Here is a 13,286-nt window from a genome sequence, read left to right as displayed (position 1 = left end):
CTCCGACCAGCGAAATCTCGTGGAGTGGCGGTCAAACCGCCAAGTCCGAACGCCGTTCCAAGCCCCTGAAGGGCGATCGTGCGAGGCGGAGGCCGTGTAGTGGAGTACAGGAAGCTGACGAAGGAACAGGTCCACGCCCGGGCCTGCTGGTGCTGCGGGCCGAAGGAGCCACCATCGCACCTTGGCGGGCTCTGGAGCACCCCGTACCCGGCGGCCTTGGCCGCTGCGCTCGCCGAGGGGGTGTCGGCATGACCAGCGGAGTCGTCGTGGAGATCGAAGGCGTCATGGCCCCGGCGGAGTTCAGGAATCTGGGGGACGCCGTCGCGGCCCTGTGGGAGTCGCTGCGGGTGCTGCCGCTCGGGTGGACGCAGTTCGAGGCGTACCGGTACTTCTTCGACACGGCCGGTGCCGAGGAACGGGTGAGGACGTTCCTGGAGCGGGACAGGTGCCTGGTGCTGTCGTTCGCGATGGCGGGACGGTCGCACGCTGTCCGGGTGGAGATTCCTCGGTGAGCGGCGGGTGGGAGCCCCGGCCGGGGCAGACCGCGTACCTGCGGTCCACCGGGGACCCCGTCACGGTGATGGACTTTCGCGAGGGTCATGTGTACGTCCGGCCGCTTCGCGGCGGGCGGGAGCAGGCCCTGCGGGTCGGCGAGCTGATTCCGCCGGACGACGCTCCGGGCGGGCTCCACGACTGGCAGGCGTCGCGCGGATGAGGCGGCCACCGGCCAAGGTCCGGCGGATCGCCACCGCACTGGAGTGGCTGACCGGGAACCAGGCCCTGATCACACGTGCAGCCGGCCACGGTCACCGGGTGACGGTCGCGATCGGGCCCGTGAACGACAGCGCACTCACCATCGCGATCCTGAACGTGCTCAACCATGGCGACCGGTACGGACATCGGAAGACCTACAGGAGCGAGTCGGTCTGGACCGAGATCCCCCACCAGCCGGCCACCGGCAACAGCGGCGCCAAGCCCGACGGGGCCCCCGGCGAGCCGGGGACCCCGTCGGCAGATCATGACGACGACTCAGCTGTTGATGCTGTAACTGTCGCCGTAGGTCTTCCACTTGAGCGGCGGGTTGAGGTCGAGGTTCCCGGCCTTCACGAAGAGGCGCTGCTCGGTGTCGACGCGGCTGGTGTCGTCATGGGCGGCCTCGGTGAGCATGGCAGCCTTGCGAGCGTCCAGGAAGGCGTTCAGGTAGGTGGTCTCGTTGCCGCCCTGGGCGGGGGTCTTGGCGTGCTTCATCGCCGTCTTGCGGATGCCGCCGAAGCTGGTCGGGTCGTTGCCCGGGCCGTGCATCACGATGGCGTCGTAGTAGATGAACTGGCCGAGCGTGCGCAGGCCGTCGGCCTTGGCCTGGTTGACGGACGGGTTGAAGTAGACGCGGTCGCGCTCGTCGTTCTGCGCCGCCTGGAAGACGGTGTCCTTGGCGGCGGTCGCCCAGTCCTTGACGAACGGGGTGCCGAGGCCGGCGTGCGAGGCGCTGCCGTTGACCTTCTGCAGCGCCGGCAGGTACTTGGCGAGGATGTTGCCGGGCTTGAGGTCCGTGTAGTGCTGGACGAGGTCGAGCATGTCGCCGGTGCCGGAGCAGAAGCCGATGATGCCGGCGGTGTAGCCCCGGCCGTCACCGATGTCCTCGATGTACTTGTACTGCGCCTTCCAGTCGAGCGAGGAGTTCTCGGCGCTGGAGACGAGCTCCATCGCGATCTCCTTCTTGTGGGCGTCGTCGAGTCCGACGCCCGCCCGGATGCCGGCGGCGATGGGGGTCGCGGCGTGGCCGATACCGGCCGTCGCGAGGGAGGCGGGAATCGCGGCGAGCACGACTGCGAGAGCGAGGCGTGCGGTACGGGTCTGCGAGTACATATGGCGCTCCATCTGCCGTCATGGGCACGGGGGGTGCCCTTGAAAGGAGTTAGGAAACCTTCCTAACTGATTGAAGCGCCCATGCCCTCCCGCCGCAAGAGCCTTGACCCGTGCATGTTGAGCGTTACGAGCGAGCCTTACGGGGTAGCGAGTTGGCCCCACCGCTCGGCGAGCAGGCCGAACAGTAGATCATCGGTCCACTCGCCCTTGATCCAGGTGTTCGCTGGCCGGTGCCCCTCCTGCTGGAAACCCACCCGCTTCAGGAGCCGTACGGAGTCCACGTTGCGGGCGTCGCACTCGGCGGACACCCGGTGCAGGCCGCGCAGCTCGAACAGGTCCCGCAGCACGGCGCGCGCCGCCTCGGTGGCATACCCGCACCCCTGCCGCCCCGCAGCCAGCGTGAACCCCAACTCGGCCTGCATCCGGTTCTCATCGAGATTCACGCCCAGATCACCCACCAGGCAGCCGTCGGCCTTCAGCTCGATCGCGTACTGGAACCACCCGGGCTGCCCTGGATCACCATCGGCGAACTCCCGGACGAGAGCGGCGGCGGACTCCGGCGGCACCGGCGCCGTCCAGCCCTGGTAGCGGGCGACCGCCGGATCCGAGCGGTATGCGGCAAGAACGGGCGCGTCCTCCGGCTGGAAGCGGCGCAAGCGGAGTCGGGCGGTCTCTAGCAGCATCGGGCGAGCATCCCACCGCTGCCATGCCACGTCGATCGGATTGTTCACCAGGCCCTGCCCCGTCGATCACCGAGGGAGGCCGGGCGAACCCCAGGCGGCTTGGGTGGGACATTGGTTCCATGGCAATTGTCGATTTCGCCGGGCGCTGTTCGTGTAGAGGGTGAGCCGGGCCGCGGAAGAGCGGTCCGCACAGGCAAGGAGCAGATCATGCGGTCGATCACGGCGACGATGTCGGTCACCCTCGATGGAGTTGTCCAGGGCCTCGGCCGCCCGGACGAGGACACCCGAGGTGGATTCACCCATGGAGGCTGGGGCGGGCAGTACAACGACCAGGTCATGGGCCAGGAGATGGGCAAGAGCATGTCCAAGCCCAGCGACATGCTCTTCGGCCACCGGACCTGGCAGGACTTCATCGGCGCGTGGGCGGGAGCGACCGACGGCAACCCGTTCACCACGCACATGAACGCGGCCACGAAGTACGTCGTGTCCAGGACCCTCAAGGACACCGACGCCTGGCAGAACTCGATCCTGCTGAGTGGGGAGGCCGCCGAGACGGTGGCCGACCTCAAGGGCACCCCCGGCAACGACCTGTCGATCATCGGCAGTGCCTCGCTGATCCATGCCCTGCACGCCGCCGGCCTGATCGACCACTACCAGCTGCTGATCCACCCGCTGACCCTGGGCAGCGGCACGCGCCTCTTCGAGGGTCCCGCGCCGCTGACCGAGTTCGAGCTCACCGACTCCGTCACCACCCCCAAGGGCGTGATCATCGCCCGCTACACCCGCCGATGAGCTACACCCGCCGATGAGGGAGAGACCCGTGCCGCAGTACCTGCTCTCGATCTACCAGCCGGACGGCACGCCGCCCGACACCGAGACCCTGGCCCGGATCACGGCCGACCTGCACCGGCTGAACGAGGAACTGCGCGAGAGCGGCTCGTGGGTATTCACCGGCGGCCTGCACGCGCCCGGCACCGCCACCGTGGTACGGGCCGACGGCCTGATCACCGACGGTCCGTACGTCGAGGGCAAGGAGTGCATCGGCGGTATCTGGGTGATCACCGCGCCCGACCTGGACGCGGCGCTCTCCTGGGGCCGCAAGGCGGCAGCCGCCACGACGCTGCCGATCGAGGTCCGCCCGTTCCAGGACGTCGAACCCTTTTGAGACCCACCCCGATGACGCCGCAGGAGATCGCAGCCGTCTTCCGCGCCGAGTACGGCAGAGCCGTCGCCGTACTCGTGCGCGGGCTCGGCGACATCGACCTGGCCGAAGACGCGGTCGCCGACGCCTTCGCGACCGCGCTGGTCAAGTGGCCGGTCGACGGCCCCCCGCCCAGCCCGGCCGGCTGGATCATCACCGCTGCCCGCAACCGCGCCATCGACCACCTGCGCCGCGAAGCCGTCCGCGCGCACAAGCACGCCGAGGCCGCACTCATCAGCACACCGGCCGAATCCGTCGACGAGGGTGCCGTGCCGGACGACCGTCTGCGGCTCGTGTTCACCTGCTGCCACCCGGCCTTGGCCCGCCCCGCTCAAGTGGCGCTCACCCTGCGCCTGCTCGGCGGGCTCACCACACCCGAGATCGCCCACGCCTTCCTCGTGCCCGAAGCCACGATGGCCCAGCGGCTCGTGCGGGCGAAGGCGAAGATCCGCGACGCACGCATCCCCTACCGGGTGCCGTACGAGGCCGAGCTGCCCGAACGCCTCGACGCGGTCCTCGCGGTGCTCTACCTGATCTTCAACGAGGGCTACGTCGCCACCTTCGGCGCAGAACTCGTCCGGGGCGAACTGTGCATCGAAGCGATCCGACTGGCCCGCCTGCTGGTCGAGCTGATGCCCGACGAGCCGGAGGCGGCGGGACTGCTCGGGCTGATGCTGCTGACCGAGGCGCGCCGCCCCGCGCGCACCGACGCCGACGGCGCTCTGGTGCGGCTCGCCGACCAGGACCGCTCCCGGTGGGACGCCGACTTGATCGCCCAGGGGAGAGCGATCGTCCGCACCTGCCTGCGCCGAAACCAGCCCGGCCGCTACCAGTTGCTCGCCGCGATAAACGCCGTGCACACCGACCCGGTCACCGACTGGACGCAGATCCTCGCGCTCTACGACCAACTCGCGCGACTCGACCCCAGCCCGATGGTCACACTCAACCGCGCGGTCGCCGTCGCCGAGATCGATGGCCCCGCAGCGGCACTTCGGCTGGTGGACGACCTGGACCTCGGAACCTTCCACCTCTTCCACGCAATCCGCGGCGACCTCCTCGCCCGCCTCGGGCGAACCGGCGAGGCCCAGCAAGCCTTCGACGCCGCAGCCCGGCTCACCGACAACCGGACAGAACACGCCTACCTGATCGCCCGGCGCAACCAGCTCGGCGAAACCCGTTCCGACGAAACCAGCTCCGACGAAACACCTGGGTGACCGCCCAGGGGGAGACTGGTCCAATACTCGGAGCTGTCTACCGAAGCCGAAGGGCCCCGCCCCGGACGAATCCGGAACAGGGCCCCACAGACAGGTACTTCAGCAGAACAGCGCGCCTCAGGCGCCGCGCAGCACCGCGCCCGTACGGGCAGTGGCGGCGGCCACCGCCGTCTCGCGGGCGGCCGAGGCCTCGTCGGCCGTCAGCGTGCGGTCCGTCGCGCGGAAGCGCAGGGTGTACGCCAGCGACTTCTTGCCCTCGCCCGCCTGCTCGCCGGTGAAGACGTCGAACAGCCGGATGGCCTCCAGGAGTTCGCCCGCGCCGTCACGCAGCGCGGCCTCCACCTCGGCGGCCGGGACGGCGGAGTCGACGATCAGCGCGACGTCCTGGGTGGCCACCGGGTAGGAGGACACGGCCGGGCCGCTGACCCGCTGCGTACCGTCGGCGACCAGCAGGTCGAGGTCGAGCTCCATCGCGCTGGTGCGCTCCGGCAGGTGCAGCGCCTTGATGACGCGCGGGTGCAGCTCACCGGCGTACCCGACGACCCGCTCGCCGACCAGCAGTTCGGCGCAGCGGCCCGGGTGCCAAGGGGCACGCTGGACCTGACGGACCGTCAGCTCGACGCCCGCCGCGCGGGCGACCGTACGGGCCGCCTCGACGGCGTCCGCCCAACCCGCGCCCGCGCCCTTGCCCCACCAGCCGGACGGCAGCCGCTCGCCCGCCAGGGCGACGGCCACACGACGCGGCTGGTCCGGCAGCGCGGCGTCCAGCGAAGCCAGCTGCTCCGCCGTCGGACGGCGGTCGACGGGCAGGCGCGGGGCGACCTTCAGCTCCTCCTTGGGGAGGAAGACCGTGCCGGTCTCGAAGATCGCCAGGTCGGTGTTGCCCCGGCCGATGTTGCGCCGCAGCGCGCCGAGCAGGCCCGGCAGCAGCGTGGTGCGCAGCGCGGGCTCCTCGTCGCTCAGCGGGTTGACGAGCTTGACCGTGCGGCGGCGCTCGTCGTCCTTCTCGAAGCCGAGCGCGTCGAGCGCGGCCTCGCCGACGAACGGGTAGTTGTTCACCTCGACGTAGCCGGCACCGGCCAGCGCGACGCCCGTCCGGCGGTGGAAGCGCTGGGCCTCCGTCAGGCCACGGCCCGGCGGCACGGTGGGCATCCGGGCGGGGACGTTGTCGTACCCCTCCAGGCGGATGACCTCCTCCGCGAGGTCGTACGGGTCGGTGAGGTCGGGCCGCCAGGTCGGCGGGGTGACCTGGAGGATGTCCGCGCCGGCGATGTCGGCGCCCGCGACGGTGCAGCCGACCTCCTGCAGGCGCCGGGTGACGGTCTCGCGGCCGTACTCGGTGCCCGCGACGCGGTCGGGGAGGTCCGCGTCGATCGCGATGGTCCGCAGCGGGTGCGGGGCCGCGATGTCGGTGACCCCGGCCTCGGCGGTGCCGCCCGCGATGAGGACCAGCAGGTCCACCGCGCGCTGGGCGGCGGCGCGGGCCGCCTCCGGGTCGACGCCGCGCTCGAAGCGCTTGGACGCCTCGGAGGGCAGCTTGTGGCGCTTGGCGGCGCGGGCGACGGTGACGGCTTCGAAGTGCGCGGCCTCGATGATCACCTCGGTGGTGCCGGGACCGGCCGCCGCGTCGAGGATCTCGGTCGAGGCACCGCCCATCACACCGGCGATGCCGATCGGGCCGGTGTTGTCGCAGATCACCAGGTCCTCGGCGGCCAGCTTGCGCTGCACGCCGTCCAGGGTGGTGATGGTCTCGCCGTCCTGCGCGCGGCGGACCTGGATCGGGCCGTCGACCCGGTTCCGGTCGTACGCGTGCAGCGGCTGGCCGACCTCGAGCATCACGTAGTTGGTGATGTCGACGGTCAGCGAGATCGGGCGGATGCCCGACTTCTGCAGCCGGCGCTGCAGCCAGATCGGCGACTGCGCGGCCGGGTTCACACCGGTGACCGTACGGGCGACGAAGCGGTCGCAACCGACCGGATCGGCGACCTTGACCGGGTAGCCGTACGAGTTGGCCGGGGGCACGTCCAGCAGCGCCGGGTCGGCCAGCGGCAGCCCGTACGCGGCGGCGGCCTCACGCGCGACGCCGCGCATCGAGAGGCAGTAACCACGGTCGGGGGTGACCGCGATGTCGAGCACCTCGTCGACCAGCTGGAGCAGCTCGATCGCGTCGGTGCCGGGCTCGTGGTGCGACTCCAGCACGATGATGCCGTTGTGATCGTCGCCCATGCCCAGTTCGCGGGCGGAGCAGATCATGCCGGCCGAGGTCTGGCCGTAGGTCTGCCGCGCGGCGATCGGGAACGGGCCGGGCAGGACGGCGCCCGGGAGGACCACGACGACCTTGTCACCGACGGCGAAGTTGGTCGCGCCGCAGACGATCTCCTGCGGCTCGCCGGTGCCGTTGGCGTCGCCGACGTTGACGAAGCAGTGCCGGATCGGCTTCTTGAAGCCGGACAGCTCCTCGATCGACAGCACCTGGCCGACGACCAGCGGGCCCTTGAGGTCGGCGTTCAGCTGCTCGACGGTCTCGACCTCGAGACCGGCGCGGACCAGCCGGGCCGCCACGTCGCGACCGGTCTCGCCGGCCGGCAGGTCGACGTACTCACGCAGCCAGGAAAGCGGGACGCGCATCAGATCTCCATCCCGAACGGGAGGGTGAAGCGGACGTCACCCTCGACCATGTCGCGCATGTCGGCGACGTTGTGGCGGTTCATCAGAATTCGCTCCAGGCCCAGGCCGAAGGCGAACCCGCTGTAGCGGCTCGGGTCGACGCCGCAGGCGACCAGCACGCGCGGGTTGACCACGCCGCAGCCACCGAGCTCGATCCAGCCCTCGGAGGAGCAGGTGCGGCAGGGGCGGTCCGGGTTGCCGACGCTCTCGCCACGGCAGACGAAGCACTGCAGGTCGATCTCGGCGCTCGGCTCGGTGAACGGGAAGTACGAGGGCCGCCAGCGCAGCTCCAAGCCGTCACCGATCAGCTTCGAGACCAGCAGCTCGATGGTGCCCTTGAGGTCGGCGAAGGTGATGCCCTCGTCCACCGCCAGGCCCTCGACCTGCCGGAAGACCGGGGTGTGCGTCGCGTCCAGCTCGTCGGTGCGGTAGACCCGGCCGGGGCAGACCACGTACACGGGGGGCTCGCGGTCGAGCAGCGTACGGGCCTGGACCGGGGAGGTCTGGGTGCGCAGCACCACGCCGGAGTCGGCCGAGCCGTCCGGGGCCTGCACGAAGAAGGTGTCCTGCATCGAGCGGGCCGGGTGGTCCTCGCCCAGGTTGAGGGCGTCGAAGTTCAGCCACTCCGCCTCGACCTCGGGCCCCTCGGCGACCTCGTAGCCCATGGCCACGAAGGTGTCCTCGATCCGCTCGGCGAGCGTGGTCAGCGGGTGCCGGGCGCCGCGCGGGGTGCGGTCGTACGGCAGCGTGACGTCCACCGCCTCCTCGACCAGCACGCGGGCGTCGCGCTCCGCCTCCAACTCCACCTGGCGCTTGGCCAGCGCCTTGTTGACGGCTCCACGGGCCTGCCCGATCAGCTTGCCCGCCGCCGCCTTGGCCTGCGGGGGCAGCGCGCCGATCTCGCGGTTGGCCAGCGACAGTGCCGAGCGGTCGCCGGTGTGGGCAACCTTGGCCTGCTTGAGCTCGTCCAGCGTGCCGGCGGCGGCGAAGGCCGCGACGGCCTCGTCCCGGGCTCGCTCGACCTCTTCGGGCTTCAATGCCTCGACCTCCACCGGGTCGTAAGACTTATTAGGTGCCGACATCTCTATCTTTCCCGTGCTCCTGCTCGTGTGACTCAGGTAAGGGGTTCGCTCGCCTCTGCGTTACGCACTGCGTGGCGAGGGCACGGACCACCGATCTCCGTACCTGGAGGAAGGGCGTCCGCGGCATCGCCGCGCAGGGCGTCGCACAACGCCAAAGGTCGAGTGTAGTCGCAGCCTGCAGAACGCCCGTGCTCGTGGACTCAGAGCATGCTGTGCTTGTCGTTCATGCCCGTTTCACAGCATGAAGTCAGGGACGCCCGCAGGCAGGATAAATCGGAACCTCGCGCCGCCGCTCTGGGCGCGGCTGATCCTGATGGTGCCGCCGTGGGCCTCGACGATGCCCTTGACGATGTAGAGGCCCAGGCCCGTGCCGCCGCGCTTGGAGCCGCGCCAGAAGCGGGTGAAGACGCGCGGCATCGACTCCTCGGGGATGCCGGTGCCTTCGTCGCTCACGGTGACCGCGGTGCCTTCCAGGACTCGGGGCGGGGTGTGGGTGTGCTCCCAGGGGGCCGGTTCGACGACCTCCTTGGCGGGTGCCACCTCGATGGTGACAGTTCCCTCACCGTGCCGCACCGCGTTTTCCAGCAGGTTGGCAAGCACCTGGTCGATCTTGTCCGGATCGCCCCAGAGCTGGGTGAGCGGCTCGGAGACCCGGATGTCGAAGCGCTCGGCGGGGATGCCCGCCGCGACCTTGCCGTCCACGTGCCGACGTACGGCGGCGGCCAGGTCAACAACCTGCCTGCGGATCTCCAGCCGGCCGGCGTCGATCCGGGAGATGTCCAGCAGCTCGGCGATCAGCCGGGTGACGCGGTCCGCGTCGGCGTCGACGCTCTCCAGCATCCAGCGCTTCTGGCCGTCGGTGAACCGCTCCCACTTGGCCAGCAGGGTCGCGGTGAAGCCCTTGACGCTGGTGAGCGGCGAGCGCAGCTCGTGCGCGACGGTGGCGATCAGTTCGGCGTGGCTGCGCTCGGTGCGGCGCCGGGCCTCGGTGCCGCGCAGGGCGATCACCACCCGGCTCACCGGGCCCTGCGCGTGCGCACGCACGTACTTGGCGGAGACCAGCACCTCACGCCCCCCCGGCAGCAGCAGGTTCCGCTCGGGTTGGCCGGTCCTGGTCGCGAGGCCGCCGTACGGGTCGGTCAGCTGCCACCAGCGCCGCCCGTCCAGGTCCTCCAGCGGTAGCGCGTGCTCCAGCCGGCTGCCGAGCGCCGTGCCGGAGCGGATGCCGGTGAGCCGGCAGGCGGCCGTGTTGAAGCAGACCACCTGGCCGGACTGGTCGGCGATCACCAGACCGTCCGGGAGGTCGTCCGGATTCAACCCGGGCTCCGCACCCCCGTCACCGCCGGACCCGCTGTCAGACCCGCTGCCGGACCCATCACCGGACCCACTGCCGGACCCGCTGCCGAGCATGGGCGTCCTCCCCTGTTACCCACCGTCTGACCGGCTACCCACCGTGCACGTACCCCCACCGTCCGACCCTAGCGCCCCTACCCCTGTACGCGACACCCTCCGGGCGACCGCTGGGCGCGGGCGGAGGCGTAGAGGCAGACGGCGGCGGCCGTGGCGAGGTTGAGGCTCTCGGCGTGGCCGTGGATGGGCACCCGCACCACCTCGTCGGCGAGTGCGCGGGTCTCCTCCGGCAGCCCCCACGCCTCGTTGCCGAAGACCCAGGCCCCGGGCGCGCCCAGGGTGCCCTCGTCCAGCTCCTGGTCCAGATCCCGCTCCCCCGCGCCGTCGGCCGCCAGCACCCGTACGCCGGCCTCGCGGAGCCGTCCGACGGCCTCCTCGACCGGGACGCCGACCGCGAACGGCAGGTGGAACAGGCTGCCGACGGAGGCCCGGACGGCCTTCGGGTTGTACGGGTCCACCGAGGCGTCGGTGAGGATCACCGCGTCGGCACCGGCCGCGTCGGCCGTACGCAGCACCGTCCCGGCGTTGCCGGGGTCGCGGACGGCCGCCAGCACGGCGACCAGCTGCGGGCGGGCGGCCAGGATCTCCTCGAACGGGGTGTCCAGGAAGCGGCAGAGCGCGACGATGCCCTGCGGGGTGACGGTGTCGCAGATCTCGGCGATCACCTCGTCGGTGGCGGTGAGCACCGGCAGCCCGGCCGCGTACGCCGCGTCGACAAGGTCCGCGTGCCGCTCGGCGGCCTCGACGGTCAGGTAGATCTCGACCACCACATGCTCGTCCGACCCCGTAGGCCGCCCGTACGCGACGGCCTCCCGGACCGCCTGCGGACCCTCGGCCAGGAAGCGGCGGTCCTTGCTGCGCTGATTACGCCGGGCCAGCTTGCGGGCGGCGATGACGCGGGGCGAGCGCAGGGAGGTGAGCAGGGGGGTGTCGGTGCTCTGCATGCTCTCGTTCTCTGTGGGAAACGGCTGTGGAGGTGGCTCGGCTGTGGAGGTGGCTCCGCTGGAGGTGGCCCCGGAAAACACTCGGACCCGCAGACGCGAGTGCCTGCGGGTCCGAGTACAGCTCAACTACGGGTGCCTGGGCACCTGTTCTCCAGGGAGAATCAGGCGGCGACGGCGGCCTTCGGCGCGTTGACGTCGGCCGGCAGCGCCTTCTGGGCAACCTCGACGAGCGACGCGAAGACGCCCGGGTCGTTGACGGCGAGGTCGGCCAGCATCTTGCGGTCGATCTCGACGTTCGCGATCTTCAGGCCCTGCACGAAGCGGTTGTACGTGATGCCGTTGGCACGGGCCGCAGCGTTGATGCGCTGGATCCAGAGCTGACGGAAGTCGCCCTTGCGCTTCTTGCGGTCGTTGTAGTTGTAAACGAGCGAGTGGGTGACCTGCTCCTTGGCCTTGCGGTACAGGCGCGACCGCTGGCCGCGGTAACCCTTCGCTCGCTCGAGGATGACCCGGCGCTTCTTGTGGGCGTTTACTGCCCGCTTGACGCGTGCCACTTCATTACTCCTTGGATTGGACCACGGACTACTTCACGTGGTCCGTCATTCGAATGGGTCGGGAAGGATCAACTGTCCCGCCGCCGTGGGCGGCGGGAGGGCGATCACTTGCCGAGAAGCTTCTTGATCCGCTTCGCGTCAGCCGGGGCCACCACGACGGTGCCGGCAAGCTTGCGGGTCAGCGTCGAGGGCTTGTGCTCGAGCAGGTGGCGACGGCCGGCCCGCTCGCGCAGCACCTTGCCGGAACCGCTGATCTTGAAGCGCTTGCTGGCGCCGCTGTGAGTCTTCTGCTTCGGCATATCGCCGTATCTCCTCGTCGGTCCGCTCCTGCCCGCGCGTTGCCGCGTGGGCGGGAGCTGGAATGGATCTCCGGTGTCCGGGGCAGGACGCCCCGGCACCGTGGTGGCCGATCCACTCGGACTGCGCGAGCCTTGCGGGCTCAGGCGTCCTGAGTGGCCTCGGCCGGCTTCTCGACCTCGGCGGCGGCCTCGGCGGCAGGGGTCTCGACCTCGGCGGCCTCGACCTCGTCCGCCTCGTCGACCTCATCGGTCTCGTCGGCGTCGGCCTCTGCCTCGGCAGCGGCGTTCTCGGCCTCGAGCGCGGCGTCGTCGTCCGCGTCCAGAGCGTCGTCCGGACCGACGTTACGGCCCTGACGCTCGGCCTTGCGGGCGTCGGCGATCGCACGGGCCTCGGCCATGGCCTCGGTCTTCTTCTTGTGCGGGCCAAGCACCATGATCATGTTACGGCCGTCCTGCTTGGCCGAGCTCTCCACGAAGCCCAGGTCCTGGACGTCGTTCGCGAGCCGCTGCAGCAGTCGGAAACCCAGCTCGGGGCGGGACTGCTCGCGACCACGGAACATGATCGTGATCTTGACCTTGTCACCCTGCTTGAGGAACCGGACGACGTGACCCTTCTTGGTGTCATAGTCGTGCGGGTCGATCTTCGGCCGGAGCTTCATCTCCTTGATGACCGTGTGCGCCTGGTTCTTGCGCGCCTCACGGGCCTTCATGGCCGACTCGTACTTGAACTTGCCGTAGTCCATGAGCTTGCACACCGGCGGCCGGGCGGTCGCCGCGACCTCGACCAGGTCGAGGTCGTACTCCTGCGCAAGCTCCAGCGCCTTGGCAAGCGGCACAATGCCGACCTGCTCGCCGCTGGGACCGACGAGTCGCACCTCGGGGACGCGAATCCGGTCGTTGATGCGGGGCTCGGTGCTGATGGGGCCTCCTTGGTTGCACCTTCTGCGCCACGGCCGTTCGGCGGCCGTGGGTACTGGACGCGACCACTGGGCGGGGCTTCATTCGTGCTGCGCTGCCTCGGCTACCTGCACCGCGACACGAAAAAAGCCCCGCTCGGTACAAGCGGGGCTCCACACAACCGGGGGCGGCACCCTGCGAGGGGCGCTGCTGGCGATCGGCAGCCTGAGCTGCTCTCGCGGACCGGGACCCGTCGACCGTGAGGCACGATCGGGTGGGAGACTTTCGCGGTTGCCCTCTCGGGCCTCCATGAGTGGAGCCTCCACTTGCTGGCCGGGGACTCGTACGAGTACCTGGCCGGTCAGTTCTGAAGCATACCAGTCTTGTCATCCGACAGTGGACAGCTCGTCTCCCGGCAGGAGACAAGCGGGGAGACAGGACAGTGGACAGCCGGTCTCCCGGCAGGAGG

General features: G+C 70.4%; 13 protein-coding genes and 1 pseudogene. 5 read left to right on the top strand and 9 right to left on the bottom strand.

All coding sequences use genetic code 11. The features are described from left to right. The first annotated feature begins 248 nt into the window (after positions 1 to 248). Both P3T29_RS07150 and P3T29_RS07145 read left to right on the top strand, forming a co-directional pair. Entirely contained in the window at positions 249 to 512 is a 264-nt protein-coding gene (locus P3T29_RS07150; protein ID WP_280715461.1) for a hypothetical protein, read from the top strand. Then, a complete protein-coding gene (locus tag P3T29_RS07145; RefSeq protein WP_280715460.1) occupies positions 509 to 715 on the top strand; it encodes a hypothetical protein in 207 nt (68 codons plus the stop codon). The genes P3T29_RS07150 and P3T29_RS07145 overlap by 4 nt, the downstream gene beginning before the upstream one ends. Positions 716 to 1,029: 314 nt before the next feature. Here the strand turns inward: P3T29_RS07145 and P3T29_RS07140 are convergent, their stop codons facing one another. Further along, positions 1,030 to 1,866, bottom strand: coding sequence for a chitosanase (locus tag P3T29_RS07140; RefSeq protein WP_280715459.1), 837 nt, complete (start codon positions 1,864 to 1,866; stop codon positions 1,030 to 1,032). 137 nt (positions 1,867 to 2,003) lie between these two features. Next, positions 2,004 to 2,549, bottom strand: a complete 546-nt coding sequence (locus P3T29_RS07135) for a GNAT family protein (RefSeq protein WP_280715458.1) — start codon at positions 2,547 to 2,549, stop codon at positions 2,004 to 2,006. A 207-nt stretch (positions 2,550 to 2,756) separates the two neighbouring features. Here P3T29_RS07135 and P3T29_RS07130 point away from each other — a divergent pair, with 207 nt between their 5' ends. Genes P3T29_RS07130 through P3T29_RS07120 form a run of 3 tightly spaced genes read left to right on the top strand, consistent with a single transcriptional unit; the run spans position 2,757 to position 4,964 of the window. Next, the gene (locus tag P3T29_RS07130) at positions 2,757 to 3,341 is read left to right on the top strand and encodes a dihydrofolate reductase family protein (RefSeq protein WP_280715457.1); all 585 of its coding nucleotides are present in this window, start codon (positions 2,757 to 2,759) and stop codon (positions 3,339 to 3,341) included. A gap of 28 nt (positions 3,342 to 3,369) precedes the next feature. Continuing rightward, complete coding sequence (locus P3T29_RS07125; RefSeq protein ID WP_280715456.1) at positions 3,370 to 3,714, top strand: YciI family protein; 345 nt, start codon at positions 3,370 to 3,372, stop codon at positions 3,712 to 3,714. Between the two features lie 11 nt (positions 3,715 to 3,725). Beyond that, complete coding sequence (locus P3T29_RS07120) at positions 3,726 to 4,964, top strand: sigma-70 family RNA polymerase sigma factor (RefSeq protein ID WP_280715455.1); 1,239 nt, start codon at positions 3,726 to 3,728, stop codon at positions 4,962 to 4,964. 117 nt (positions 4,965 to 5,081) lie between these two features. Here the strand turns inward: P3T29_RS07120 and pheT are convergent, their stop codons facing one another. The 7 genes and pseudogenes from pheT to infC all read right to left on the bottom strand — a co-directional run. Beyond that, positions 5,082 to 7,592: a phenylalanine--tRNA ligase subunit beta gene (pheT, locus tag P3T29_RS07115; protein WP_280715454.1), complete on the bottom strand. Its 2,511-nt coding sequence runs from the start codon at positions 7,590 to 7,592 to the stop codon at positions 5,082 to 5,084. Next, the gene (gene pheS / locus P3T29_RS07110; RefSeq protein WP_280715453.1) at positions 7,592 to 8,713 is read right to left on the bottom strand and encodes a phenylalanine--tRNA ligase subunit alpha; all 1,122 of its coding nucleotides are present in this window, start codon (positions 8,711 to 8,713) and stop codon (positions 7,592 to 7,594) included. The genes pheT and pheS overlap by 1 nt, the downstream gene beginning before the upstream one ends. A gap of 234 nt (positions 8,714 to 8,947) precedes the next feature. After that, entirely contained in the window at positions 8,948 to 10,123 is a 1,176-nt protein-coding gene (locus P3T29_RS07105; RefSeq protein ID WP_280715452.1) for an ATP-binding protein, read from the bottom strand. Between the two features lie 77 nt (positions 10,124 to 10,200). After that, entirely contained in the window at positions 10,201 to 11,067 is an 867-nt protein-coding gene (locus P3T29_RS07100) for an RNA methyltransferase (RefSeq protein ID WP_280715451.1), read from the bottom strand. 161 nt (positions 11,068 to 11,228) lie between these two features. After that, positions 11,229 to 11,621 (bottom strand): 50S ribosomal protein L20, encoded by a 393-nt coding sequence (gene rplT, locus P3T29_RS07095; RefSeq protein WP_280715450.1) that lies wholly within the window; start codon positions 11,619 to 11,621, stop codon positions 11,229 to 11,231. A 104-nt stretch (positions 11,622 to 11,725) separates the two neighbouring features. Then, on the bottom strand, positions 11,726 to 11,920 hold the full coding sequence (gene rpmI, locus P3T29_RS07090; RefSeq protein ID WP_280715449.1) for a 50S ribosomal protein L35: 195 nt from the start codon (positions 11,918 to 11,920) through the stop codon (positions 11,726 to 11,728). 383 nt (positions 11,921 to 12,303) lie between these two features. Continuing rightward, a pseudogene (gene infC, locus P3T29_RS07085) lies at positions 12,304 to 12,840 on the bottom strand (translation initiation factor IF-3); the annotation flags it as partial. Positions 12,841 to 13,286 lie beyond the last annotated feature (446 nt).

The organism is Kitasatospora sp. MAP5-34 (assembly GCF_029894335.1).
GTDB lineage: Bacteria > Actinomycetota > Actinomycetes > Streptomycetales > Streptomycetaceae > Kitasatospora.
The sequence above is the reverse complement of the archived record's forward strand: the minus strand, read 5'-3'. Positions and strand labels throughout refer to the sequence as shown.

What these genes read in the sequence shown, in the direction of transcription:
- P3T29_RS07150 (WP_280715461.1), top strand. Translation starts at nt 249, where the DNA reads ATGACCAGCGGAGTCGTCGTGGAGATCGAAGGCGTCATGGCCCCGGCG.
- P3T29_RS07140 (WP_280715459.1), bottom strand. Translation starts at nt 1,866, where the DNA reads ATGTACTCGCAGACCCGTACCGCACGCCTCGCTCTCGCAGTCGTGCTC.
- P3T29_RS07135 (WP_280715458.1), bottom strand. Translation starts at nt 2,549, where the DNA reads ATGCTGCTAGAGACCGCCCGACTCCGCTTGCGCCGCTTCCAGCCGGAG.
- P3T29_RS07130 (WP_280715457.1), top strand. Translation starts at nt 2,757, where the DNA reads ATGCGGTCGATCACGGCGACGATGTCGGTCACCCTCGATGGAGTTGTC.
- P3T29_RS07120 (WP_280715455.1), top strand. Translation starts at nt 3,726, where the DNA reads ATGACGCCGCAGGAGATCGCAGCCGTCTTCCGCGCCGAGTACGGCAGA.
- pheT (WP_280715454.1), bottom strand. Translation starts at nt 7,592, where the DNA reads ATGCGCGTCCCGCTTTCCTGGCTGCGTGAGTACGTCGACCTGCCGGCC.
- pheS (WP_280715453.1), bottom strand. Translation starts at nt 8,713, where the DNA reads ATGTCGGCACCTAATAAGTCTTACGACCCGGTGGAGGTCGAGGCATTG.
- P3T29_RS07105 (WP_280715452.1), bottom strand. Translation starts at nt 10,123, where the DNA reads ATGCTCGGCAGCGGGTCCGGCAGTGGGTCCGGTGATGGGTCCGGCAGC.
- P3T29_RS07100 (WP_280715451.1), bottom strand. Translation starts at nt 11,067, where the DNA reads ATGCAGAGCACCGACACCCCCCTGCTCACCTCCCTGCGCTCGCCCCGC.
- rpmI (WP_280715449.1), bottom strand. Translation starts at nt 11,920, where the DNA reads ATGCCGAAGCAGAAGACTCACAGCGGCGCCAGCAAGCGCTTCAAGATC.